The sequence below is a fragment of the Bradyrhizobium sp. GW821-FHT13H05 genome, assembly GCF_058804065.1.
The window spans coordinates 457,323-483,065 of record NZ_JBXAPO010000004.1; the positions used below are offsets into that span (position 1 = coordinate 457,323).

General features: G+C 58.7%; 19 protein-coding genes. 11 read left to right on the forward strand and 8 right to left on the reverse strand.

The window, feature by feature from the left end; all coding sequences use genetic code 11:
- Nucleotides 1–21 precede the first annotated feature (21 nt).
- Entirely contained in the window at nucleotides 22–1,089 is a 1,068-nt protein-coding gene (locus tag AC1RR3_RS15380) for a hypothetical protein (RefSeq protein WP_492823948.1), read from the forward strand.
- Nucleotides 1,090–1,144: 55 nt separating this feature from the next.
- Here the strand turns inward: AC1RR3_RS15380 and AC1RR3_RS15385 are convergent, their stop codons facing one another.
- The 4 genes from AC1RR3_RS15385 to AC1RR3_RS15400 all read right to left on the reverse strand — a co-directional run bounded on the left by AC1RR3_RS15385 (nucleotide 1,145) and on the right by AC1RR3_RS15400 (nucleotide 7,923).
- Complete coding sequence (locus AC1RR3_RS15385; protein WP_492823949.1) at nucleotides 1,145–3,196, reverse strand: SEL1-like repeat protein; 2,052 nt, start codon at nucleotides 3,194–3,196, stop codon at nucleotides 1,145–1,147.
- On the reverse strand, nucleotides 3,196–4,557 hold the full coding sequence (locus tag AC1RR3_RS15390) for an HlyD family type I secretion periplasmic adaptor subunit (protein WP_492823950.1): 1,362 nt from the start codon (nucleotides 4,555–4,557) through the stop codon (nucleotides 3,196–3,198). Before AC1RR3_RS15390 ends, AC1RR3_RS15385 begins: the two co-directional genes overlap by 1 nt.
- Nucleotides 4,532–6,775 carry a peptidase domain-containing ABC transporter gene (locus AC1RR3_RS15395; RefSeq protein ID WP_492824227.1) on the reverse strand — a complete coding sequence of 748 codons (2,244 nt, stop codon included), beginning with the start codon at nucleotides 6,773–6,775 and terminating at the stop codon, nucleotides 4,532–4,534. Before AC1RR3_RS15395 ends, AC1RR3_RS15390 begins: the two co-directional genes overlap by 26 nt.
- Nucleotides 6,776–7,017: 242 nt before the next feature.
- A complete protein-coding gene (locus AC1RR3_RS15400; RefSeq protein WP_492823951.1) occupies nucleotides 7,018–7,923 on the reverse strand; it encodes a hypothetical protein in 906 nt (301 codons plus the stop codon).
- A gap of 168 nt (nucleotides 7,924–8,091) precedes the next feature.
- Here AC1RR3_RS15400 and AC1RR3_RS15405 point away from each other — a divergent pair, with 168 nt between their 5' ends.
- The 5 genes from AC1RR3_RS15405 (at nucleotide 8,092) to AC1RR3_RS15425 (ending at nucleotide 15,809) form a co-directional block, all read left to right on the forward strand.
- Nucleotides 8,092–9,357, forward strand: coding sequence for a glycosyltransferase (locus AC1RR3_RS15405; RefSeq protein WP_492823952.1), 1,266 nt, complete (start codon nucleotides 8,092–8,094; stop codon nucleotides 9,355–9,357).
- Nucleotides 9,358–9,362: 5 nt separating this feature from the next.
- The gene (locus AC1RR3_RS15410; RefSeq protein WP_492823953.1) at nucleotides 9,363–11,918 is read left to right on the forward strand and encodes a glycosyltransferase; all 2,556 of its coding nucleotides are present in this window, start codon (nucleotides 9,363–9,365) and stop codon (nucleotides 11,916–11,918) included.
- Nucleotides 11,919–11,920: 2 nt separating this feature from the next.
- Entirely contained in the window at nucleotides 11,921–14,314 is a 2,394-nt protein-coding gene (locus AC1RR3_RS15415; protein ID WP_492823954.1) for a glycosyltransferase, read from the forward strand.
- A 174-nt stretch (nucleotides 14,315–14,488) separates the two neighbouring features.
- Nucleotides 14,489–15,097, forward strand: coding sequence for a class I SAM-dependent methyltransferase (locus AC1RR3_RS15420; RefSeq protein WP_492823955.1), 609 nt, complete (start codon nucleotides 14,489–14,491; stop codon nucleotides 15,095–15,097).
- Between the two features lie 331 nt (nucleotides 15,098–15,428).
- On the forward strand, nucleotides 15,429–15,809 hold the full coding sequence (locus tag AC1RR3_RS15425) for a hypothetical protein (protein WP_492823956.1): 381 nt from the start codon (nucleotides 15,429–15,431) through the stop codon (nucleotides 15,807–15,809).
- Nucleotides 15,810–15,942: 133 nt separating this feature from the next.
- Here the strand turns inward: AC1RR3_RS15425 and AC1RR3_RS15430 are convergent, their stop codons facing one another.
- Together AC1RR3_RS15430 and AC1RR3_RS15435 are read right to left on the reverse strand one after the other, a co-directional pair.
- The gene (locus AC1RR3_RS15430) at nucleotides 15,943–17,301 is read right to left on the reverse strand and encodes a calcium-binding protein (RefSeq protein WP_492823957.1); all 1,359 of its coding nucleotides are present in this window, start codon (nucleotides 17,299–17,301) and stop codon (nucleotides 15,943–15,945) included.
- A 386-nt stretch (nucleotides 17,302–17,687) separates the two neighbouring features.
- Nucleotides 17,688–19,130, reverse strand: a complete 1,443-nt coding sequence (locus AC1RR3_RS15435; RefSeq protein ID WP_492823958.1) for an exopolysaccharide biosynthesis polyprenyl glycosylphosphotransferase — start codon at nucleotides 19,128–19,130, stop codon at nucleotides 17,688–17,690.
- A gap of 199 nt (nucleotides 19,131–19,329) precedes the next feature.
- Between AC1RR3_RS15435 and AC1RR3_RS15440 the strand changes: the two genes are divergently transcribed.
- Nucleotides 19,330–20,031, forward strand: a complete 702-nt coding sequence (locus tag AC1RR3_RS15440; protein ID WP_492823959.1) for a nucleotide-binding protein — start codon at nucleotides 19,330–19,332, stop codon at nucleotides 20,029–20,031.
- 25 nt (nucleotides 20,032–20,056) lie between these two features.
- On the opposite strand, the gene AC1RR3_RS15445 is transcribed toward AC1RR3_RS15440, so the two are convergent.
- Complete coding sequence (locus tag AC1RR3_RS15445) at nucleotides 20,057–20,479, reverse strand: hypothetical protein (protein WP_492823960.1); 423 nt, start codon at nucleotides 20,477–20,479, stop codon at nucleotides 20,057–20,059.
- 474 nt (nucleotides 20,480–20,953) lie between these two features.
- Between AC1RR3_RS15445 and AC1RR3_RS15450 the strand changes: the two genes are divergently transcribed.
- The 4 genes from AC1RR3_RS15450 to AC1RR3_RS15465 all read left to right on the forward strand — a co-directional run bounded on the left by AC1RR3_RS15450 (nucleotide 20,954) and on the right by AC1RR3_RS15465 (nucleotide 25,139).
- Nucleotides 20,954–21,127: a hypothetical protein gene (locus AC1RR3_RS15450; protein WP_492823961.1), complete on the forward strand. Its 174-nt coding sequence runs from the start codon at nucleotides 20,954–20,956 to the stop codon at nucleotides 21,125–21,127.
- A 401-nt stretch (nucleotides 21,128–21,528) separates the two neighbouring features.
- A complete protein-coding gene (locus AC1RR3_RS15455) occupies nucleotides 21,529–23,097 on the forward strand; it encodes an EAL domain-containing protein (RefSeq protein WP_492823962.1) in 1,569 nt (522 codons plus the stop codon).
- Between the two features lie 870 nt (nucleotides 23,098–23,967).
- A complete protein-coding gene (locus AC1RR3_RS15460; RefSeq protein WP_492823963.1) occupies nucleotides 23,968–24,204 on the forward strand; it encodes a hypothetical protein in 237 nt (78 codons plus the stop codon).
- Nucleotides 24,205–24,773: 569 nt separating this feature from the next.
- Nucleotides 24,774–25,139 carry a VanZ family protein gene (locus AC1RR3_RS15465; RefSeq protein WP_492823964.1) on the forward strand — a complete coding sequence of 122 codons (366 nt, stop codon included), beginning with the start codon at nucleotides 24,774–24,776 and terminating at the stop codon, nucleotides 25,137–25,139.
- Between the two features lie 52 nt (nucleotides 25,140–25,191).
- On the opposite strand, the gene AC1RR3_RS15470 is transcribed toward AC1RR3_RS15465, so the two are convergent.
- Complete coding sequence (locus AC1RR3_RS15470; protein ID WP_492823965.1) at nucleotides 25,192–25,638, reverse strand: CHRD domain-containing protein; 447 nt, start codon at nucleotides 25,636–25,638, stop codon at nucleotides 25,192–25,194.
- Nucleotides 25,639–25,743: the final 105 nt, after the last annotated feature.

Sequence of the window (25,743 nt, forward strand, 5' to 3'; positions counted from 1 at the left end):
GATGCCCTAAAGAAGAACTTCATGTCTTTGCGTAAACGCTGGCTGCTAGGCAAAGCCTTGAGGCTTGGGAAACGCCGGCAGAGAGCCACGGTCGCTTTTTGGCTGATCGTGAGTGCCGCGTCATTGGCAATTTGTGATTCTGCAGGCTCTGAAACGGCTCTTCGGCCTTGGAAGATCGTCGATTCTCGATCCCTCGGTATTACTTACTCATATGGTGCGGCACTCATACAATCCGGGGGTGTATTCCATGCTTGGTTTTGTAGCACCGGGCATGGAGGGTATTGGGACGACATCCGCTACACGACAAGCGTTGACGGAAAGCTTTGGACGTCGCCACACATTCTGCTCTCCGCTTCAAACCACGATATCGAACGCGCAGCTTGCGATCCTTCTGTGGTTTCCTTTCGGGACCCGGTAGACAACACTTTGTACTATTATCTGTTTTACTCGGGCTCTGGCCGTGATGTGCAGACCGAAATTTTCGTCGCCAGGTCTCGTAGGCTCGAGGGTCCCTATGCCAAGTGGACCAAACGGCAAACTTGGGAGACTGATGCACCAGACCCGGTGCCGATTATTCAACCCTATCGGGCGCGGCCGGAGCACTCCGGCTTTTATGGCGCCGGACAGCAGTCAGTACTCGTCAGGAATGGCAGACTTGAGATTTGGTACACTGACGACAGCGCCTGCGATCGCCCCTGCCCCCGCCTGCTCCATGGGGAAGCTGGAAATCCGACGAGTTGGACCGATCTTAAGCCCACCTCGATCACGAATACTTGGTCGGTGGACGTCAAATGGGACAATCGCGCCAAGCTTTACAGAATTTTCTACATTCGCGATGCTCACTCCGTAAACTCAGCAATCGTTGAGCTTTCGTCCGACAATGGTTCTGATTGGAAGGACCCAAGAATATTGTGTGTTCCTGGATGTCTTGGAGGCTACATTCATAACTTAGGAGTAACGGGAACCATTGAAGGTGATCTCCTCGCGGACGGTAATTTTATGACCTTCGGAACGCCGATTGGTCCAGACTGCGGAAGATGCTGGGGACGCTGGAATCTCTCCGCGATGCAAATCCCCCCTTTGCAGTGAAGACACATTGATCGAACTGCGAGCGTCAGGATTGAACGACGCGCATGATTTCGTTCTAAGTAGGTGCGGGGATGGATGGCGCCGCGATAGAGTTTAAACGCTGCCGAGCGGCTTCACTTCCCTGTTCAGCAGCTTTATCGTACCAGGAAATCGCAGCGGGTAAGTCTTTCGCTATCCCGCGCCCCGTTAGGATCGCGTCCCCCAATGCGACTTGCGCCTCGGGCATACCGCCTTCGGCCGCCCTTCCCAACCATTCGGCAGCCCGTTCAAGATCTGGATCGCACCCCTGCCCTTTTGAGAGCATCACCGCGAGATTGTACTGAGCAAGTAGATGACCTTGGTGCGCGGCGGCGTCATACCAGCCAACACCTCGCTCCAGATTTTTCTCAACACCGTTGCCGGTACAGTACATCACCGCAAGCTGAAATTGCGCGAGCACTTGACCAGCCTCAGCCGCCTTTTCGAACCAGAACGCCGCCTTTACTCCGTCTTGGTTGTTATTGCGACTATCGAGGTATAGTGCACCCAATGCCAGCATCGCATCAGGCATGCCAGATTCAGCAGCGCGCGAATAGCAAGCTAGCGCCTCGGGTAACGCGATCGGTCCGCCAAACCGACCCGCATACAAATTTCCGAGTTGCAGGCTCGCTGGTGGATGACCCATGCTGCTCGCTTGGTTTAGTAAGTCCACCGCCGAGCTCCGTGCTTGCTCCGCCCTGTCCGATTGAAGGAGAAACATTGCGTACGCAACTTTGGCTTCCGGGTCACCGCCACTTGCGGCCTTCTTTAGCCAAAGCTCAGCGAGGGCTGGATCGCGGTCTACCACTTGACCAGCGGAATATAGCCGTCCTAGCTGCATTTGCGCAGCTCCGATGCCCGCGTTGGCGGCAAACTCGAACCATTTGAGCGCAGCTGCAACGTCGCGCACTATGCCGGTTCCATTGAGATAGAACACGGCAGCATTGTAGGCGGCTGTAGCGTGACCATTTTCAGCGGCGCGCAAGAACCACTTGGCGGCTTCACGGACACTGGGCGACACCACGCTGCCGTTTGCATAGAAACGGCCGGTTAGGAATTGCGCCTGAACGTCACCACGCTCGGCAGCCTGAATATACCAATGTGCGGCTTCTCGCAGGTCCGGCTCGGTGGCTACGCCTTGGGAATAAAGTTCGCCGAGTGCCAAGATCGATGGCAGATGCCCCCGCCGAGCTGCCTTGCGGAGCGCCGTTTCCGCCTTATCGACCGATTTCGGCAAGCTTTCGCCGCGAAGGTACATCAGTCCGATATTGTAGAGCGCGGTCACGTCGTCGTGCCGGGCAGCTTCTGCAAAGAGGCGCGCAGCCTCTGTGCTGTCCCGCGAAACCCCGTCTCCCTTCAGATATAGAAAACCGAGCGCTACCTGAGCGCGAACATGCCCCTTTTCAGCTGCCTTACGATACCAAGCCACAGCAACGTCGGGATCCTTCGGAACGCCAAGACCCTGGTAAAAGATATCGCCAAGCCCGAATTCGCCACCTGCGAAGTTCTGTTCGGCGGCCTTCTCATACCATTCCCTGGCCGTGGCCAAGTTCCGTTCACAACCGCGCCCCTGCCGCAACAAGTCTGCTAGAAGCGCTTGAGCCTCCGGATTGCCGGCCGAAGCTGCGATAGCGATCCAGGCAAAGCCTCGTTCTGGTTGCTTCTCTACAGATAGCCCGCGGGGGAAAATCACTCTGGCGATTCCCCCCTCATCGCCCTTCCTACTCTCGACGGCTCTACACCAAGCTTCTGACGAGTTCGGTCCGAGACCTACGGCAGCGCCGTCGAGCAGGATCCTACCCAACTGAAGGGAAGCTTCAATATAGCCAGCTTCCGCGGCCTTCTCGTACCAGCAAACCGCATCAGGGATTGATCGCGCGACACCCTGCCCCCGCATGTAGAGTTGCGCGATTCGAAATGCGGCTTCAGCTGACCCAACTTTCGCAGCGGACCGCCACGCATCGAAAGCGTCCCAGAACGCTCCGCTATCTAGCGCAGCATTCCCACGGTTAAGTAGGTCCAGGGGACGCCGTGACGTCCACAGCCCTATCCGACGCAGCAATTTCGGTCCGGCCATGCCAGCGCTCATCAAGGCTCGCGCATGGCCTGACCAAGGCCCTTGAGCATGTCCCCGATGACATACATTGCTACTGACCGGGTACCAACATGAACGTCACCGGTGAGAGTCATGCCAGGTATCAGGCGAAAATTGTCGGGCACGCCCCTGAATTCGGTTCGGTCGACCGAACAGCGTGCCTTGTAGTAAGCGTCAACGGGCTGCCCATTGTCGTCGGTGGTGAAAGCACCCTCACTGATCCAGCGGATCTTTCCGTCCGCAGTACCATGTTCAACAAAATTGAATGCGTCGATCTTAAGGGTACAATTATCATCGGGTCGTATAAATCCGACATCCCTGGACGCAATCTTGATCTCAGCCTCAAGCCGCGTCTTCAACGGCATCAATGTGATAAAGGGATCTCCCTGCTTGAGCACGGAGCCGACAGAGAGCTTTGCCAAGGTCAATACGACAGATGGCTCGTCCGCTGTCAGGCGCACCAAATCCTGATGCTTCACGGCCTTGTCATAAGAAGCCATCGCGCCATCAAGTGAATTCTGCGTGGTCACCAAATCCTGGCTAAGCTGAGCATTCCATTGCTCGATGAAGGCCCTGCGATCAGCCTTCAGCGATTCGAGCAAGTGTCGAGATTCCAAGAGGCTATTATGCGTATTGTCCATCTGGCGCAGCAGCTCGAGACGAGCATCCTGCGAAATATAGAGGTTTAGCTTCGACCCGCTGCCGCTCTCGGCCAATGACGTACGCATCGACTCGATCTTCTGTAAGACGTCGTCGCGCTGCGCATATCGCTCGTCGTCTTTCTGCAGCTTTTGGATCGTCGCTTCGGTCTGACTGATCTTGGATTCGAAGCTTGCGACCTGAGCGTCGTATTGAGCCTTGCGCTGTTGGTAAAAGGCCTTCTGCAAAGCGGCATAATTGCCGAAATCCACATCAGAGCGATCGGGAAACACTAACGGAGCATTGCTCAGCTCCGCCTTGTCGCGCAATACTTGCGCCTCGAGGCTCGCTACTTGCCGCTTATACTGAGTAACGTCGGCGGATGCGAAGGTAGCATCAAGAGTAGCTAAAAGCTGGCCAGCCGCAACCTGTTCACCCTCGCGCACATCGATCGTCTTGATAATTGATGGGTCAAGCGCCTGCAGCACGTTAATCTGGTCGAGCGGCGCGATCTTGCCGCCGCTGCTGGTCACAACCCGATCAAGCCGCGTTAGGCACATAATCGCGATCATCGACGCGAGGAAGGCCACCAAAACCCAGAGAGTCAAACGGGAAGCAATCGGTTCGGGGGCCTCCCGGATTTCGTCTGTCTCGGACTGGAACCGCCGAACAGTGTTGAGGGCGGGGGCATTACGAGACAAGGGTCGGCCCTCCATAATTTGGGCGGGGACGGCGCGCTGTCATCGTGTGCCTGTTTTGTTGATGCCATAGGCTGCCGTATATTTCATTGCGTGCGAGCAGTTCTTCATGACGACCGACGTCGTCCACCGACCCCCGGTTGAGAACCAGGATCGCATCGCAATCGACTAACGACGAGAGCCTGTGCGAAATAATAATCAACGTCCGCCCGTGCGCGATCCGTGAAATATTCGCGTTCACGATCGCCTCGCTTTCGGCATCAAGGGCGCTCGTTGCCTCGTCGAGGATCAGAATTGGCGGATCGACAATCAAGGCGCGCGCGATCGCCAAACGCTGACGCTGTCCGCCTGACAGATTAGTCGACCCCTCGTAGATGTAGGTTTCGTACCCGCGGGGCAGCTTATCGATGAATTCTTCTGCCCCCGCCAGCCGCGCTGCTCGAACAACGTCATCAAAGGTCGCATCCGGCTTGGCTGCCGCAATATTCTCGCGAATTGTACCGCTGAATAAGAAATTCTCCTGCAGGACGACTCCGATATTGCGCCGGAGATGATCGACATCGTATTCGCGAACGTCGATGCCATCGATCTTAATTAGTCCGCCGTAGTCTGAGTGCAGCCGTTGCAAAAGGCGCGTAATAGTGGTCTTACCTGAGCCAGACTTACCCATCACGCCAAGCGTCGTTCCAGTGGGAATTTCAAAAGAGACCCCATTTAACGCCGGCGAAACAGCGCCCTTGTACTTAAACGTCACATTGGAAAATTCGACATTGCCCAGTAAAAGTGAGCGCACACCATGTCCAGAACGCCCCTCTTCTGGAGGTTGGTTGACCAAATCTCCGACAATCGCGACAGCTAGCCGAGCTTCATCAAATTGATTGACAAGTTGAGCCATCTGCATCAACGGCGACGCAACCCGTTGAGATAAAATCAGAAAGGCGAATAGAGCGCCGACATATACCGTGTCTGTCGAGCTAAGCGCCAGATAGACACCCACAGCAAATGGGGCACTTACTGCTAACCGTTCGAGCGGTCGCACAACGGACTGGATAGTCACAGCCGTCAGTCCTTCAGCGAAGCGTGCCTTGGCGACCCGAGCAACATGAACGTCCCAAATATGTTTTTGACGTGCATCCAACGCTAGAGATTTGACAGTCCTGATACCGCTAAAATTTTGCACCATGAAGGCGCCTTGCCGGCTCTCGGCTGCCACTACGGCCCCGTGCACCTTCCGATAACGCGGCAGCATCAGCAGTAGCCAACCAACTATAAGTCCAGAAATTGCTAGGACCATAGACGTCATTAGAGGACTAAAAAAGAACATCACTGGCAAAAAGAAAAACAATGTAGCCGAGTCCAAGATCGTCCCAAATAGTTGTCCCATCAAAAATGTTCGAACCTTGTAGACCTCGCGCATATCGTGCGCGATTAGGCCGATTTGTGTACGCTCAAAGAAATCGATAGGAAGATTTAGGACTTTCTCGAACACGTAGGTAGAAAGCTTTACGTCCAACCGCGCGGTCAAGTTATGGACCATGTACTGGCGGAGGAAAAAGAACATGGTCTCAAATGCGATAATCACAACCATCGCGAGACACAGAACGTAGAGCGTGCTGAATGCCTTATAATAGATGACCTTGTCCGACATGAGGCGCCAAAACATGATCGGCGCCAGCGCGAGAAAACCGAGCACCAGCGCAGCGACGGCAACGTCCCGCACAATACGTCGCTCGCGAAAAATCAAGGCCGTGATAAAGCCAAAGCTGAAGGGCTGAGTCTCATCGGAGATATCGTAATCGCGCTTGGCCAGAACGACCTCGCCGGTCCAGACATCCTCCAGGCGGCCCCGATCAATCACCAGAAGAGCGTCTTCGCCAACGTTCGGATCTCGAAGAACGACCCGAGGATTATTTTCGTCGCCCTCACGGCGCAGCATGACCATCTTGCTGCCGTCCTTGAGTGACAGAATTACGGGGAGTGCCTTTTTTAGATGGCTAAGCCCTTCCCAGTCGAGCCGAACGATCTTGGCCCTCATTCCGGAACTGTTGGCACATCTGACAATATCGGCTGACGTAACTTCGCCACCACTGAGCACGTTGTCATGGATAAGCTGCGAAACGGTAAGGTGTAAGCCATGCTGACGGGCCACGATCACCAGCGCCGCTAGTCCGCTCGGTTCGTTTCCCTCCACCGGAATATTGGAACCATCCGCGGTCTCGACTGACGAAACGCTCATAGCCATGCAAACCTCTGTGCGTGTTCAAGCAGCGACAACCGGCCGCGTCTTGTGCAATGCAAAATACACTCAAAGTGTAGCCCTTTGAGGGCTGAAAACCAATCCTTAAATTGCGGTAGCCGGAGGTGAGGTTAAGGCGAGCAGAAGCGCAACTCGCTGAAATTACGATATATTATTCGGCGCCCATTGGGACCTCGGAGCAAACCGACAACTGCACCGCAACGCACAAAGAAGACCACAATTCAGGGCTTTGCCGCTGCTCGGCTACGAAAAACGCGCACACGACTGCCGCCCCCACGCACCATCGGCTTCTGTGCCGCTTCTTGAGGGATATCTGGGCTAGGCGCTCCAAGCGGAGCAGAAGCCACCCTAGCTCGTTCAACATCGCGCTTTGTCGAAGAAATCTGCAATCGGAGGCCCACCAAAGGCTCGCGGCCCGTGGGGCCAGAGATCACCACGCGGCTACCTGCGACCTTCATCTGCGGTGATCCCAAAAATATCGCATCCGCAATGATTTCATAGTGCTGCGCTGCAACGCCAAAAACTTCGAATGTCGCCCCGACGAGGGGCATCGCCCGACCACGGGTTCCGGAATATCCGCCGGCCTCAACGAATTCTGATACCTTGGCCTCGCCAGTCCCTCCCATGCGAACAGAATGACGAAATCCAAAGTTCTGAGGCCGCCCAGACCAATCAATGCCGACGCCCTCGATCCGGGTCGGCGCCATGGGACCACCGAGCCATTCGCCGAGCCCCACAAGTGTATCACCGCGGCCCGCGAGATGACCGAGCAAGCGAAAACCTGAGAGATCAACCGGCGCATCTTCCAGCGCCGCCAGGCCAAGCGGATCCGTGGAGAGCGATGCCGACTGGATCCGTGCCCCGAGCGATCCTCCCGCCGAACGCGCGCTCACCTCGACCTGAAGGCGGGCTGAACCTGACGTACGAACTACAATACTGGCGCCCGGCGACCATAATACCGGTTCCTCAACGTCGGGAGGCAACAGGAATTCAATCGAGTCAGCACTCTGGCGATCGGCCGACAGGCTGACCTTTGGCGGCTGCCCGGCGTCTTCGGCCGAGTCGTATCGGATCAGGAACAGGCCCTTCTGCAGATCAAGCAACTTCCGCAGTGACGTCGAATTCATTGTAGCCCCCGGAAACTTGCGGCTCATCATAGCGAACACACCGCTTGTAAAGCAATATGCAGACCAGACGTTGGCAAACAGACCGATTTTAGCGTTAAATTGTGTCAGCTCTGCACGGTAACGATTCCAGTGCTAGGACTGGTGATCGGAGGCCGCCGCGAAGGACCCATGCAGAAAATTCTTTTTGTTCATAACAATTTTCCCGCGCAGTTCTTTCCGCTGTCCAAAGCGCTTTCCGGCCGGGACGACATTCAGATGGCGGCGATCGGGTCGCCGACCGCACGCGCGGTGCCGGGCGTCTCATTAAAGAAGTACATGATCCCCGAAGGCGAATTGGCCGCGGCGCATCCGTTTTCGCGACGTTTTGAGGCCGAATGCCGCCGGGCCGAACAGGTGCTCTATGCCGCCTCCAATTTGAAGCAACAGGGTTTCATTCCGGACCTCGTCGTCGCCCATCCCGGCTGGGGTGAGATGTTGCCCTTGCGCCCGCTGTTTCCCGAGGCCCGCATCGTCGCCTATTGCGAGTTCTACTATCGCGCCAATGGGCAGGACGTAGGATTCGATCCCGAATTCCCCGACATGGGCGTCGACGGCCACGTCCGCATTCATCTGAAAAACGCGGCCACGCTCCTGGCACTCGACGATGCGGACGTAGGCCTTTCGCCGACGATGTGGCAACGCTCAACCTATCCGACCGAATTCCAGAGCAAGATCGAGGTGATCCACGAGGGCGTGGACACGGAGGCCATCCGACCGCGTGACGACGCGGCATTGACCCTGCGATCGGGCAAGGTGCTGACCAAGGCCGATGAGGTCGTGACCTTTGCAACCCGCAGCCACGAACCGTTGCGCGGCTTCCACTGTTTCCTGCGCGCATTGCCTGCGATCATAGCGGCCCGGCCGAAGGCCCAGATCCTGATCGTCGGCGGCTCCGGCAATTCCTACGGGCTGTCGCCGCCGGAAGGCCATAGCTGGCGCTCCTACTTCTTCCGCGAAATCGAAGGCAAGGTCGACACCAGCCGCATTCATTTCACAGAAGACCTGAACCGCGAGGACTTCCTCAAGGCGTTCCAGATCTCGAGCGCGCATATCTATTTCACCTATCCCTTCGTTCTGTCGTGGTCGCTTCTGGAGGCCATGAGCGCGGGCTGCCTGGTGATCGGCTCGGATACTACTCCGCTGCGCGAGATCATCGACGGCAGCAACGGCATTTTGGTGCCGTTCTTCGATGTCGAGCAGCTATCCGAGCGCGTGATCGACGCTCTGGCCAATCCAGGAAGCTTTGCCGGCATGCGCCGCGCCGCCCGAGAAACCGTCGTCAGCCGCTACGATCTCGAGACGGTTTGCCTGCCGCGCCTGATGGACTTCTACAGGATCGCACCGGCAGCCGAAGCCGCATCGCCAAAGCGCGCCGCGTCAAACCGCGAGCGCTAGAGGCGATGGACGCGGTACCGGAAAGAGTTGCAGCCCTCCTCGATCCGGAGCAACATCCTGCCGCGCTGGAAAGAGCCGCCATCGCGAGCCTGGCTCGTGGCGAACTGGACGAAGCGTTTCGCCACGCCGATCGTCGGTGCCGTATCCTGCCCGTTGCCCAGGCGCGCCACTATACACTCCGTGCCGAGATAGCCTACCGGTCCGGCTTTCTGGCCGCAGCGCTCAAGGACATCGCCAAAGCGCTCGAATTGGCCCCCGACGACCTCGCCGCCAACCGGCGCCTGATGCAATGGGGCGATGACGGAGAGCGGGAAGCTGCCGCTCGCCGCCTGATCGAACTCGACCGCGATATGATGGTGCTCGGCGCAGCCATCGCGCAGCTGAAAACCAAAGGTGAGATCGCAGTGGGGGCTATCCACCGCGTCGGCGATGGCATCACGGGCTGGGCCGCCTGGCAGGGCCGCGGGCACATGAGCTTGCGGATCGAGAGTGATGCGGGCGCCGTCTCCTATCCGATCGAGAGTGACCCCCAGCACATCCTGGCAAGCAAGGCCGATCATGCGGCTGGCTTCAACGTACCCTTTCCTGCTTCAACGACACGCCGGGTGGCGAGGCTGAAGCTCGGCCGACGCGTGATCGTGCAAAGCGTCCTTCCTGCACCGCTAGCCGCAAGTCCGGTGAAACGCAGCGTACGACTCGCGAAGGACTCCATCGGCCGTGGGAAGGGTCGTGCCACTGAGGTCACTGTCATCGTCCCGGTTTATGACGATTTCGAAGCGACCCGCCGCTGCCTGGAAAGTCTGATGAAAGCAATCGCGGATCGCGATCCGGTCAAAGTCGTTCTGGTCGACGATGCGACGCCCGACGGGCGTATTGCTTCGCTGCTTGATTCATTTGCAGCAGCCTCGAACGTGCAACTGATCCGCAACGCCGACAACCTCGGCTTCATCGGGGCCGTCAATCGCGCGCTGCGTGCCGTTCCGTCCGGCGACGTGATCCTGCTCAACGCCGACACTGTGGTGCCAAAGGGCTTCGTGACGCGACTGAGCAAGGCCGCCCACGCAGCTCCCGACATCGGCACGGTCACGCCACTCTCCAACAATGGCGAAGCCACCAGCCTGCCGCTCGCGTTCGCCGCCAACCCCCTGCCCGCGGATGAGGATGTTGCGCGCCTGGATGCATTCGCCGCGCGCGTCAACGCCGGCCGCATCGTCGATATGCCGGATGGCATCGGCTTTTGCCTTTATATCACCCGCGCCTGCCTCGATGCGGTCGGCGGATTGTCGGACCATTATCATCGCGGCTACCTTGAAGACGTAGATCTCTGTCTTCGCGCGCGCGAGCACGGTTTTCGCAATGTTTGTGCCCCTTCGGTATATGTCGGCCATTCCGGCTCGGCCTCGTTCAAGACCGAAAAGCGCGCCCTGGTGGTGCTCAATCTCGGAAGGCTTCGCCTGCGCTTTCCGAACTATCGCAATGAAAGCGCCGCCTTCAAGGCACAGGATCCGCTCAGGGCAAGCCGCGCGGCGATCGAACGTGAGCTCGCTGTCGATAGGAGAGGCACGTCGATTGTCATGACTGGTCCTGGCGCGGTGGCCGATGTTGCATCGAAATTTGCGTGCGAACTCGGCGGGCGAGCGCTGGTCGCAACGCTCACGCCGGGCGAAGCGATGCTGACCTTACGCGATGCAGGAAACGACTTTCCGCAATCGCTTGAGTTTCGCCTGCCTGCGGATGCTGCGCAGCTGGCAGAGACCTTAACCGCACTGGCTCCCTCCCGCCTCGTGGTCGCGGATCCAGCTCGCCTGCCAATACCGTTCGCGCGCGAGCTGACAGGTCAAGGCGCACGCCTTGACCTGCTGATAGCTGACGGAGGCCTGTGGTGCCACCATGGGGGTTTCAATGAGGAAGGCCAACTGTGCCCGGCCCTTGCCAATGGCAAGGTCTGCGGGTGCGATGGCGAAGCCCTCGATGGCTGGCTGGAACATCTGACACACGAGAGCCATATCATCGCGCCGGATACGATGGCTGAGGCCTTGTTGCGCCAACGGCTGCCCAGACATCTGGCACGGCGGATCGAACTGATGGACAGAGCTGAAGTGTTCCACGACATCCAGCGCCCCACAGCCATCGCGGAGCGCGGCGACACATTCGGCTTGCTCGCGGTGGGACAGCAGCCCGCCGATTTTGCGCTGATGCGCTGTATTATTCGTCAGATGCGCAAGGATCAACCGCAGATGAAGCTGGTGGTGCTGGGCGAGACATTCAATGACCTTTCACTCATGGCGTTCGGTAATGTGGTAGTCACCGGACCCGTCGCTGCCAACGAACTCGGCAGCCTTGCAATCCACCATCGTCTTGGATGGCTCGTGGTCGCTCGGCGCGCACCTTTGTTCGGCCATCCTTTGATCGCGGCCGCCTTCAGAGACGTCGACGTCCCCCTTGCCTTCTTCGATTGGTCGTTCGGTATGAATGGTGCAGGTGAATTGGACCTGCCACTTTCGCCCACGCGCGACGAGGACGCGGCAGGCGCGGATCTGCTTGCTTGGAGCGTGAGGTAGTGATGAGATTTCGGCGGCCGGTGGGCAGGGGTACGAATTTCACGACGGCAGCCTCGCTGCGGACGCAGTTTGGCCGGAGCGCCGAAGCTTGCTTTTCCGGTTTTGCCTATGACTCCAAGGACCTTGCCCGGCGGTTCGTGCTCGAACTTTTACTCGACGGTGTTCCGGTGCGCGTCGTGCGTGCCGACGCCTTCGCCCCGGAACTCGCTTCTGAAGGCATTGGCGACGGGTGCTACGGCTTCAGTTTCGCACTGACCCCGGAGATGCTCGCGGATAGCCACTTGGCCGAGATCCGAATCGCCAACAGCGACGAAGCGATCGGCCGTTCGATTTCTCTCGACGCGGCCCACGAGAACATCGCCGACAGCCGTGGCGCCGGCAGCGTGGATTGGCGGGGCGGCTTGCGATTTCAGGGATGGGTGCGATGCCCACCAGCCGAGTCGCCGATGGTCCGTGCCGTCGTCGACAGTGAACCCGTCGCGGAAGCCCGCGCCAGTGGCTTCACTCATGTGGGCGGCATCGACAACGCCAACCTGGTCAAAGCTTTCGATCTGCATCTGCCGGCCGACTATGCGGACGGACGGGTACGCCGGGTCCACTTCATCACGGAAGATGAGGTGCAGTTGACCGCGGCGCCTTTGACGTTTGTAGCCTTTCCGGATGCCGTGGAGAGGTTTTTCGCTGGCTTTAGCGAGACAGAGTCTGAGCGGCTGCGTGGCCGGATGCTCGATCGGCTATTGCCGGCCTCATCACCCTTTACGTCTTACGAAGACTGGCGCAGGCGCTGGGACTTTGAAACATCGCAGTCGCCTGCTCCTGGGGTGGGTTCTTCCGCCGACCGCGCTACCGCCGTAGTGCTTATTGCGGGGAACAATGAGGATATCTCGCTGGAGAGCCTGGATGAGCAGCGACACAACAACTGGGTCGCCGCAGCTCTTCCTCCCATCGAGGGACCGGGGACTTTCGATCCGGATGAACTACGCGACTTCCTCGCTCATGACGCAAGTGACGCGGAGATCGTCATCTTCGCACAGGCCGGAACGGTGTTCGAACCGGCCGCGCTTTCAGAACTCGTTGCCGGCTTTGCCGTGATACCCAACGCGCACATTGTCTACTGCGACCTGGAGATCGATGGCGAGGATGCACGTCGTTGGCCGTTGCTTCTGCCGGCATTCGACTATGAACGGATGCTGGAACAGGGTTATTGCGCGCAACTATTTGCGATGGACCGTGCATCGGTTGAGGCCGCGCTGGAGGCCAGTCCAACCAATCTCTACCGTCTATTCAATAGCCAGTTCGACAAAGATAACGCTTCACTCCATGAGCTGGTCGCGCATGTGCCAACTCCGCTCGGGCGCATGCCACCACTGGATCTGGTCGCACACGGTCGCCTCCTGGCAAAGGCAAGCCATAGTCATCTTTCCGGTCGCAGGATCGTAGTCGAGGCGACCGCCCAGCGGGGCGCGCTGTTGCCAGCGGCCCGCGTGACCCGAAAGCCGAGGCCACGTACGCTCACGGTGATCGTTCCGGTCCGCAACCGCAAGGATCTGCTGCAAACCTGCCTTTCGAGCATCGCGCCTGCGCTCGCCAAGGCGCACGCGCGTGTACTGGTCGTTGACAATGACTCGAGCGATGCCGACATGCTCGACTATCTCGAGACACTCAGGGACAAGGGGACGCAGGTGCTCGCTGCCCCCGGCCCCTTCAACTTCGCACGCATTAATAATCTCGCTGTTGCGGCTTGCGACAGCGACGACATTCTTCTTCTGAACAACGACATCAGGGCGATGGACACTGCGTGGCTCGCCGAGATGCAGGGCCGCCTTGCGGAACCCGACGTAGGCGCCGTCGGTGCGCTGCTCCTGTGGCCAAGCGGCATGATCCAGCACGCCGGCGTTGCGCTAGGTCCGAGCTTTGGGGCCCAGCACATCGGCAATGACCGGCTCGCGAGTGACCCGGGCTATGGTGACATGCTGAAGGTTGCGCGCGAATGCGGATCGGTCACGGCAGCCTGTCTATTGACCCGTCGCAGCGACTATTTGTCCGTGGGGGGCCTGGATGAGGTGCGCTTTCCGGTGAACTTCAACGACGTCGACTATTGTCTGAAGCTGCGCAGTCAGGGTAAGCGCATCGTATGGACGCCGGCAGCCCGACTTTACCATCACGAATCGGCCAGCCGCGGCCGGGACCAGGTTGGCGACAAGGCCGCGCGCTTTGAACGCGAGCTCCGGAACCTCCGCAACAAATGGGGAGAGCATCTCCTCGAGGACCCCTACTACAACCCAAATCTGTCGCTCGACGCAGTACCGTTTTCCGCCTTGGCATGGCCTCCGCGCGCTCGCACGCCCCGCGTCAATTTGGCACCTGCCGCGGTCGAGCTCCCACCCGGATTCTGATCGATGATATTGAAAATTAACGCAGTTTTCCTTGAGCGCACCGAGCACTCTTTAATTCAAATAGGATCCGTAGCGGCTCTCCACCGACGTCGAACAAGGAATAAGGAAGTAGGCGAACGTGTTTGTAGGTAAGCAGCAGGATTTAAAAGCCGTTCGTTTTGTAGGTTCGATGCAATGGTAAAAAAGGTCCTCAACGCCGGAAGCGGGCCCGTCAATGCGGAGCGGCTACAACTTGCCTTCCGCAATGGCGGTTGGCAGGAGGTGCGCATGGACATCGATCCACGCGTCGCCCCGGATATCGTGGGTTCGCTCGAGGATCTGAGCCAGGTTGCCGATAGGACCTTCGATGCGGTTTACTGTTCGCACAGCCTCGAACATCTTCACCCCCATGACGTCCGTTCTGCCTTGCGTGGCATCGCCCGTATCCTGAGGGCCGACGGATTCGCCCTCATCACCTCGCCGGATCTGGAGCCGATCGCAGCTCTTGTTGCAAATGGGCGCGGAGAGGAAATCGCCTACCAATCCCCACTCGGACCGATTACCGCCCTCGACATGATTTATGGACACGCAGCGTCGATCGAAAAGGGCAACTTGTATATGGCCCACAATAGCGGCTTCACGGAAGAACGGATCGCGCGCTTGCTCCTGGAGGCCCGCTTTGAGGAGGTGCTGGTCATCAAAGGCAACTGCTACGACTTCTACGCCCTGGCTCTCATGCCAAAGGCCGACAAGGCTCAAATCCTGGGCGAATTGCATCATGGCGGGCTCGATTTCATCGAGTAGTCTCTACAAGTCCATACGCGCGTAGGGCGATGGAAGCCGGCGCGGTGGACATCGCCAAGCCAAACTGTCGCTCTTTCTGTAAGGCTTACGTCAGCTCTCCGACCTAGGTGACCTTTGGGCTGGGGAGATTCCGCGTCGTGGTCACTCAAGAGATCGTTTGGCTATTTTTGTTTGGGCTGTTGGTACTCGGCTTTGCTGCAGGATATGGATTTCGCCACTACCAATCGCTGAGACGCAGACGGGACGCCACCGGCCTGCAGCGCGCATCGCTGGGATGGACAAACAACCCCGCATCAGCACAAACTTCCGCGGACCAGACCGGAGCAAAGGGATGCCCGACATACCAGGACCGATCCGCGTCCTCGCAACACAACAAGCCGCCGCCAGCGGCGATGGGAACGACGTTACGATCCCGATCGAGACCGATCAAAATGGGACCATCGAGGCAGTGTTTTCCCGCGAAGTCCTGGCTGAGGTCGCCCTTCAATTGAGCCAGACGGCTCGGCAGTTCGGGGATGCATCACGGATGACGATGGTTCCGCGGAGAATCACCGTCATCAAGGACCACCTCTCGCCCGATACTTTCCTGGAAATGGAAATCGACGATAAAACGACCTATGTCGTACCGATCGGTCCTCGGCTGGTTTCGACCTTGATCGATGGCCTGGACCGCGCCCGGCGCGTGATTCCGCCCAGCCAGACGCGACAATAGGATCATCCACGTTCCCAAGGTCGGTCTGTGATTATTGTGCGCTCGACCAGCTCAGCGCAGATGGCGTCAGCGATCCGAGCCCAAAAGAAAACGCCCCCAACCGGGGGCGTTTTTAATGCGTTTGTTAAACCAATTACGACGGCTTGTAGTCGGTATCGTTGAAGATGAGATCCTGAACGCCGGTCAAGGTCAGAGTGTGAGTGCCATCGGTGACCGTCGTAACACCAGCGGTAGTGTTGATGGTGACATCGGTCGAATTGAGGCCGTCCATGTAAGCCACGTTGCTGCCTGCACCACCATCGATCGTGCTGTTCGTGAGCGACGTGACCTCGAACTGATCGTTACCTGAGCCACCCGTGATGGACGAGGTACCTGAACCGGTAATGTAGAGGTTACCGCCACTAGAACCGCTGCCATCGATCGTATCGCTGCCGGAACCAGCCCAAATTGTGTTGCTGCCGCCCGTAACGGTCACATTGTCAGTTCCGCCAAACAACACCACTTGGTTGCTGCTGCCACCCACGGTGATGTCGTTCGTGTTGTTACCGGCATAGAGGGTATCATTGCCATCCAACTGCTCAGTGTAATGGCCAGTGCCATATTGAGCGTCGAGGAAGTTGGCACCGGAGCCAGCGACAAGCGTGTCATCACCAGAGCCAGCGTTGAGCGTTGCACTGCCCGAACCGCCGACGAGCGAGTCGTTGCCGGTGCTTGCCGACGTCAGAACATCGTTGCCTCCGCCGGAGATCAGGGTGTTGTTACCTGAACCAAGCGAAACGATGCTGTCGTTTCCAGTACCGCCGACCATCGAGTCGCTGCCGGCACCACCCCACAAGGTATCGCCGCCATTGCCCGCGATAAGTGTCTGGCTGCCCGATCCGGCGTAAAGCACGTTGTGACCGCTGCCTGTCGCTTCAAGCGTATCGTTGCCGGCACCGCCGTAGAAGGTATCGTTACCGCCACCACCAATGAAGTGGTTGGTGCCACCGGCGACGCTCACGAACGTATCATTGCCGGCGCCGCCATAGATCGAGCTCGTACCGGCAGTTCCGCCGACGAGAAGGTTGTTTCCATCGCCGCCATAGATCGTGTCGTTGCCGCCACCAGCCAGGATGGTATCGTTGCCGGAAGAGCCCCAGACGACGTCGTTGCCGCTGTCCTGTAGAACCACTTTGCCCGGGCCACCATCAGCAATGACGATACCAACAGACTGGGTTCCGTGAACAACCAGATTGGCGCCGGGCTCGACGACGATCAGGGCATCGTTCGCATCCGTTGTAATGCCCGCAGGCGAGTCACCCTCGATCAGGACGTTCGCCGTTGGGTCGATCGGATTATAGCCGTTGAGGCCCTCAACCCGGATTGTATCAGTCGGAGTGGGGAAGAACCCCTTCGAAATCAGATAGTTGTCAATAGCCGTAAGCGTGGTCGAATCAACATGCGGTGCAAGCAGCGCATTAAATTGTGTCTCGGTATAGTCGTAGGTAGACATAATTACTGCCCCTTTTTCACCGAAGGCCCTGCCAGACCCAGGCTCACTTCCAAATCAATATTTCGTTCGCCCGGGGGCTCCGCCTCGATGCTCAAAGGAGAGGCGGAAAACCCTTATGCTTAACTATTGGTTAGTTATCCCGTACGAGTACGGAGAGTCAATCGTTAGAATTGTGCAGCGCGTTATTAAAAATTTCTGTTTAATTACAACGTGTTATGGACGATTTGACGGCATCTATGCCGCGCGCGCGTGCAGCAATGCTCAGTTCCCGGGCAGAATTCAAATCTGATAGTAAATGTGGATGTATACGGAACTTTAACGTGGTCCGCGTAACCGGCGCACATCCTGCGGTTGACGCCGTGAGGAAAAGCGCCCAAAATCGAAGGTTAGTAAGCTGACGATTTGAGCACGACGAAACAGGTTTTCAGCAGAATTTTGATATCGAGCCAAAGGCTCCAATTGTCGATGTACCAGAGATCGTGATCGACGCGGGCCTTCATCTGAGCAAGGGTTGTCTCTCCGCGATATCCATTGACCTGGGCCCAACCCGTCAAGCCTGGCTTGACGTGATGCCGATATGCATAATTTGCAATCAGCTGACCGTAATGATCGGTGTGGGCGGTAGCATGCGGTCGCGGGCCGACCAAAGACATCTCTCCGCGCAGGATATTGATGAGCTGTGGCAGCTCATCAATGCTGGTCCGCCGCAGCACGGAGCCGACGCGTGTGAGCCGATCGTCTTCGCGTGACACCTGCCTGACCACGGGCCCATCATCCATCGTGGTGAGGGTTCTGAACTTGAGAATCCTGAACGGTACACCACTAAAGCCCGTCCTCGTTTGCGTGAAGAAAGCCGGGCCCTTCGAACCGAGTTTGACCAGCAACGCGGATACAAGCATCAGCGGCGACATCAGAAACAGCAGAGCGGCGGCGACAACAACGTCGAGCGCACGCTTTGCAAACCGCTCCTCAACGCTCAACGGAGCGCGCTGTATCTCCGTGGCCCAGACGCCGCCGACGGACAGCTGGTGCCGTCCAAGGAAGCGAACGAACTTGGGATCGGGAAACAGCCGCACGGGAAGCGGCAGGGCCCGCAGCATCTCCGCAACCTGGCCGATCCGGTCAGGTTGCCCCCAGTCCATCAGCAGAAAAAAACTGTCGGTACGATACTCCGGGCTGGCAACCTGGATCAGCTCCTGGCCAAGATGATCCAGGTCCGAGGATGCCGGGACGATCATCGTGCGCGCGACATCGTACCCGTTAAGCGTCAGATCGACCAGATACGGAGCCGTCTCCTCCATTGGCCGATCACTGATGACCACGACCGGCCTTGGCGCGATCGCTCGCCTGGCGCGCGCTCGATGAAGCTGCACGCTGAGGAGCGCGCGCCAGCCCACGAGCGCCACCCAACCGGTGAAGAAGAAGGTAAGAGTGGCCCCGCGCGAGAGATTCGGCCCAACCTTGAGCAGGAACGCCAGCGTCACCAGCATGAGAAAGACCGCGCCCCATGCAAGCGTGACCTCACGGCACTGCAGTACCGGCCGCATGAGCCGACTAACGGAATAGTTGCCGCGATAGGTCAGGAATATCGAGAGATAGAAAGAGACCGCGCAAGCCAACCCGACGAAGGTGGCAATGTCACCGGATTCCTGCAACATCACCCGATGATAGCCGACGGCGGAAGCCACACTGGCGAGCACAAGAAGACACAGGTCAGCCACAAATACGGCAGGCCCGACCAGATGGCCGGGGAGCCCGTGTCTCAGGCCCGAAACCCTGGCAAAGCGGCCCGCTACTCGCGGAAGCTGGTAGTCAGTAATATCAGCCACAGTTAACAACCCAACCGGCGGAAACGAGATTAGGAAAATATTAACCAAGGCTTATAGGGCAAAGTCTCACTTCTGGCGAGTCACTCCGCCGCACCGCGATATGATCAGCAATCGAAACCGTTGGGGAAGCCAGGGCGCGATAGGCAAGAATGCAACACCTCGTTGCCAATCTGGTCCCTGGCAATCAGCCGAAGCTTGAATGACAAAATCATTCGTTGGATTGATGGACCAGGATCGTCGGAAAGGGCGCAGCGCTCGACAAGAGAGAAGGCCAATGCGCTCGGTAATATCAGTCGTCCAGCGAAAAGGCGGGGCGGGCAAGACGACCATTGCGATAAGCTTGGCCGGCGACCTGCATCGGCGCGGGATCCTGGTGGACGTCATTGATGCCGACCCGCAACGCTCCGCCTCGGAATGGGCAGCACCTGGACGGCTCCCCTTCCGCGTTTCAGAAGTGCCGTTGCAATACGGTGATGCGGCGCGCTGGGCCAACCTCATCCGTTCAGCTCCAGGCGCCGTGACGATTATTGATACGCCCCCTCACGAATACGCCGTGGGGGCCGCAGTTGCCGTCGCCGATGTCGTCGTTCTCCCCTGTACGCCGTCGGGCCTCGATTTGAGTGCGACGGAAGAAACGATTTCGGCCATTGCTTTTGCGCGCAACAAGCGCGACGCGAATGTACCAACCTTTCTGGTTCCCAATCGCGTCGATCCGCGCACCCTTGAGGGACAGCAAATTGTCGCTGCATTGGCCGAGCTGGGCGAGGTGGTGTGCGGTCCAATCGCCTCCCGGCTCGCTTATGTGCGTGCTTTTTCGGCGGGTGTACTCCCAAGAAGCCACGCCATCTCGGCCGAGCTCGCCAGACTGAGCGAACCGGTGCTTGAGGTTATCGCAGGCTAGAGAGTTCGGTTTGCCGCTTCAGCTCTCAATTGGTGTGGCTCCCTGGGGGCCTGTATTCCGGGAAGCGACTTTGCAAGGCCGCTTTCAAGAATTTGAAATGAGCGATCGAAGCGCCGAGCTCCTTCAGCCGGCGCTGGCCATTCAGGATCTCTCTGTCGAACAAATCCTGATGGTGATTGTCCAGAGACTCTCGCTCGAGATATTCGTCATCACCATTGCCGAAGGTTACGGCCGCCCGCGCCAGCACATCCTCCACCCGACGATAGAGGCCCGACTGCTCACGCTCTGCAGCACGCAGCGCCTCTTCAATCGCCAGCATGATGGCCTCGATACGTGCGATGTCCGTTTCGGTGTCACGTTCGGGCGAGCGTGCGCGAAAAATCTGCTCCCCGCCTAAACGGTCTCTCAGGAAATTGTGGGCGCGAGCCCGCAGGAAAAGTTGAAACATGCGTGCAATTTCCGGGTTTGATGCCCCAAACCGAAAATGGGCCCCCGATGGTTAATAAAGGCTGAAACTCTTCGGCTGCCGGCGCTTCTATCCGTGGCCGTGGCCGAACCACCTCCCACATGTTCTCGATGCCTCGATGATGTATGCCGGCCGTCCATATTGAATTGTAATCGGCATTGATGGACCTTGCGACCACCGACCTCTGACAGAACATTCTCCATCACCGGCATCGGTCTGCGCGATCCGTCCCGCTCACCGAAACGCCGTGGTCATACGGTGGCTTAGATGCCAATTTCCTCTCGGTAAGGTTGAGCAGTTAGCTTAATCCACGTAGTTTGTTGCGAAGTTGCACCGATCGCCTATTCCTTTCCGCACCGGGCTTCCCCAAGGCCCGGCCCCACCCAAGCAAAGCCGTCGAGCGAACATGGGTCGCTTGGCGGCTTTGTCGTTTGTCGCGAGAAGGATTTGATTGTTATGGCGCGCAAGCCCTGGTCGTTCAAGGAAGACCGTCGGTTGATGGAGCTGGCAAAGTCTTCGACAACATTGGAAGAGGCGGCCAAGCAGCTCGGCCGGTCACCCGATGCCATCAAGAGGATGGCACTGCGCCTTGGCCTTGCCCTCAAGTCCAAGGCCGGGAAGAAGGAATAGCGTCGGCAGGTTCGGCCGCCGAGGTCCCACTGGGGATGCGTACCGGGCTTCAAGGCCTCTGACCGGCGTTGCCCCGCGACCCTTTGCTCACCGCTCATGCTTTCTTATCGGAATAACCGAATTTTGGATGCGCTTATGTCCTAAGCGCGACTGACCTCTTTGGCATCCGCCCGGTTCCCGCCCTGCGCAGTCTCGGGGAGACTGCATAGCCGCCTCATGTAGGGTTGGAGAGATCCCGGTATGCACGATGCCGGCAAGAACATCGTTCATATTCGCACCCTTCCTGCCCCCGCAAATCCCGGCCGAGCTAAACCCAATCTTAGCGCCTGCCGCGATAAGGTCCGTGTCATTCCATTTTTAACCCCCTCCCGGGCCGGATGACATTACGGCGGCCAAACTTCATGCTGGTGGTGCTCGTCCTTGCGAGCGCGGTAGCGTTTGGTCTGGCGGGTCACCTCGCCGCCACAGGCTTCATCTACCATCAGCAGGCACGCCAGCTCGACGCACTGACCGAGGTCGTATTGCGTCGGTCCGAGTTCGCAGTCGATTTCGCCGCCGCAAGTCTCGACGATCTTGCCGGACGCGGCCTTGCCAATTGCGATCCGACCGCCTTGCAGGCGGTCCGCCTCCACGTCTACCAGCGCTCCGCGATAAAGGACGTCCGTCTCGTCAACGTTGACGGCTCGGTGATCTGCTCGGCCTATTCTGAGACGCTCGAATTCGACAAAGGCTGGGTCCATCGCGCGGACATGCTGGCCTCGCACAACAAGAAATTGTTCCTGTTCCGTGTCGAGCAGTTCGGCGGCGACGCACTGGGCGTGCTGAGAGACTTCGACGCGAAGAAGGCGTTCGTCGCCATCCTCGGCATCAATGCCAGCCTGTTCGACATCATGCCGGCCGAGCTGCGCGCTCATAGCGAAGTGCTGCTGGCCCTGAACAACGGCGAAAAACTCGGCGAGTTCACGCTGGATGCGGACAAGGCGCTCCAGTTCCCGACCGATTTCCAGAAAACCTCAGTGCGCTATCCCTTGCGCACCACGATTCGCGTCGAACGCTCGGTGCTGTCGCACTGGAACACCGAAATCTATTGGCCCGCGATGGCGGTCGCGCTCGCGCTCGGCGTCCTTTTTGGCCTGTTGCTCGCGCGGAGCCGGCGGATGGAGGGACCGATCGCCGATCTCGATCGCGCGCTCGCCCGCAACGAGTTCAAGCCCTACTTCCAGCCGATCTTCGATCTGAGGACGGGCGGGATCAAGGGCTGCGAGATTCTGGCGCGCTGGCAGCGCGCGGACGGCTCCGTGGTTCCGCCCATGAATTTCATTCCGCTGGCCGAATCGAGCGGACGTATCCAGGCCATGACCTGGCACCTGCTGCAGCGCGCTCTTTCCGATCTTAGGCCGCATCTGCGGGCCAACAAGGATTTCAAGCTGTCGTTGAACGTCGTGCCAAAGCACCTGCTCAGCGCCGGCTTCGTCGAAATACTCCGCCGCACGGTTCTTTCGGCGAGGGTTTCCACACGCCAGATCATGATCGAGGTGACCGAGCGCGACGAGCTCGACGACCTCGCCCACGCAGCCGCCGTGGTCGCGGAGCTCCGCGGCTACGGCTTCCGCGTCGCCATCGACGACGTTGGCGTTGGCCACAGCGGTCTATCGCGTCTAAAGGGCCTTGGCGCCAACACCATCAAGATCGACAAGTTCTTCGTCGATACGATCACGATCGACGCCTCGACCACGACGATTGTGGAAATGTTGGTTACACTCGCGAAGGACCTCGAAATGACCGTCGTCGCTGAGGGCATCGAGACCGAGGATCAGGTCCGCGCCCTCATGGCCTGCGGCGTAGAGGAAGGCCAAGGCTACCTGGTCGCGGCCCCACTGCCGTACGGACAATTCATCGAGATTTTGGAAAGGCGTCACGTTGGGCGCCGGTCGGAGACAGCCCCCGCGGCCAAAGCGATGGTCGCCTAAGCCAGGACAGCTCAGCCAGCCCATGAGCTGGCCGGGGGCAAAAGTTTTACTTCTGCTTTCGCCTCACCCTCGTATGCGGATCCGCAGCCTTTTCCGCAGCGGACTGGAGCGCCTCCAATATCCCGATGAGAAATTCATCGAGCCTTTGGTCGGCTTCGCGAACCTTGCCGGCTATTGCGCTCCGATGGCGCAACGCTTTTGATCGACCCGTCTGGCGCGCCTTTCGTCTCATTTGAATCGCTCAATGTCTGTTGTGCCTTTACGCCGGCACAGTCTGATGAAAACGGTCTCGTTAAGACAAGCTCACACTCGAAAAATGATTAAGCAGGACTCGCATTTGAACAAGCAGACCCCTTCGCCCGGCTCACGGCCAATCGGTTCCCTTTCATCGCCGTTGAACGCGCTCTCCCGCTAGGAGACATGACGCCCTGCAATCGGATCGACGAAGGTTGCGTGCAGGGTGATCGGACCTCTTGAGCCGTCGAGCAATACGCGAAGCCTCGATCGCGTAGAACCAAAACCAACAACCAAGCCTTGCCTGCCGCCGAGACGTCGTCCCGCAGCCTCGTTAACCACGATGCGTTCACCCGGCGCATGCTCGTTGTCTGGACATCCAGCGGTCGATGCCATTTGATCGGCCCCCTGACGTTGCAATTGCTCCCACAGACAAATTATCAGTACCAGTGCTTCGCAATTCTCGCTCGACTCAAAATCCGTGCGTCAAGGTTACAGCACGCTACCCTTGACGTCACCAAAGACACGCTTGAGTGTGCTTGACCAGCCTTGGGTTGACAATCAAGATTGTGTCGTCCCCTAGAAAGCGGCAAAGGTATGCTAAATTGATTTACGTTGCCATTGGGTACCGCCACCATGCCAGATGATTCCCCCAAGCCCGCCCGCCCGCCCGTGCGGCTTGTGCTGGTTCCACGCCGCGTGGACGTCATCAGGGATCAGAAGTCGACCGACACCATTTTGCGCATGGAGGTAGACAACGATCTGGTCATGGTGCCAATCGGCCCCAAGCTCGTGGCGGCCCTCATCGATGGATTGCAGCGCGCGCAGCAGACTGCAACGGAACCGCCAACCGGGCCTCAAGCCAAACAATAGTCGAACTACCATTCCCCGCTTGGATGACGGCAACGTACTCGTATCCGTCGTCTGCTTATGCGATGTAATGTCGCAATCTGCCTTCCTGGAAAGACGGCTGCTATTTCGTTTGGGGCTCTACGCCGCTTATTGAACGATTCGAACCGACCGTGTTGCAATCCCATTCGGCGGCCTTGAGTCACCGCCCGCTTGACGGCAGTCCGTCTTCATATGGCTGCGCGGGAGGAACTTCGCCCCTCCAATCGCGTTTGCTTTTGATGGGTGCGCGTCAATCATTCCTGTTGTTGTGCGTGATCGCGACGACCGTGGCCTCTTCCGCCGCGGAGGAGCAAATCGGGAAATCCGGAAAACCGGTACCGACCCAGCAGAGCCGAACGTTCTCCAATCCACTGACTAACGTGGCCCCTCCCTTGACGCCGTATTGTTCCGCCGGGAGGGTTTGCAGCTACACCCGCCAAAGGCCTGCACCGCGAAACAATTCTCGATAGCCGGGGCAGAGAATCGACCGGAGCTTTAACGATATTCTCGCCTTTCAAAGCGGGACGGCGCTCAAACGGCTATGCTGGGCCATGCGTCAAAAGCACCTCATCGCAGCCGCGGCCATCTGCCTCGCCCTCATCGCCTACGCGACTTTGGCGAGGCTCGCCGGCAGGCCCGCGCTCATGGGCCATGCCGAAGCCTATTGGGTCGTCGTCATCGAGCGCTTCAGCGCCTATGGCCTGTTGGGCTTTCTTCTGTCCTTCCTGCTACCCGGACGGTTCGCTTTGGCCTGCTCTCTCGTCGTGGCCGTCGCAATGGGGCTCGAATTGTTGCAGGCGCTGACGCCCGATCGTGATCCGGGCTTCCTCGACGTGCTGCAAAAGGCGGCAGGGGGCACTGTCGGCGTCATCCTCGCCCAGACGATTCTGGCCTTCTTACCCAGGCCGCCGTCCTGAAGTAGACGGCCCAGGCGTAAGCCACGTCATCAGCGACACAGGGAATCGATCCCTACTTCATCATCTGCCCGCGCAACTCACCACCGGGATTCATCGCAGTATGAATGTTCGCGTACCACTTGCCGGCGAGCAGATCCGCGGCCTGCGCGTCCGTGAGCGTGGCGCTGCCCTGGATCGGGGTTTGGACGGTCTTGAATGGCAGGGCGATGCCGGCGTTCTTGCCGGCCTCGCTAGGGCCATGGAAATGCGCGCCCAATGCGGGACCCGTCAGGCCGGCATAGGTGACCGTATAGGTCAGGGCTTTCGTCTCGGTATCGTAGCTCGCTTCTGCCTTGCCCGACGCGGATGAGTTGTTCGGAGGCACCTCATTGCTGCCTTTGAGGTCGGCCTGCAGCTTCACGACCTCGGCGTTTGCCGTAGCGACCGTCGTGATGACCAGCCCACCCAGCGTCGCCGTCCTCAACAGTATCACGCAGACCCGATAGTTGGCTTTCCTCATCGCATCCTCCAGCAGGCTCTCAGGCCCGTGCGGGTTGGAACCCCTGGTCGCGCCCGAAATTCCGGATGCCGATTTATGCCTGATTCGGGACAACTATAGCGGCAA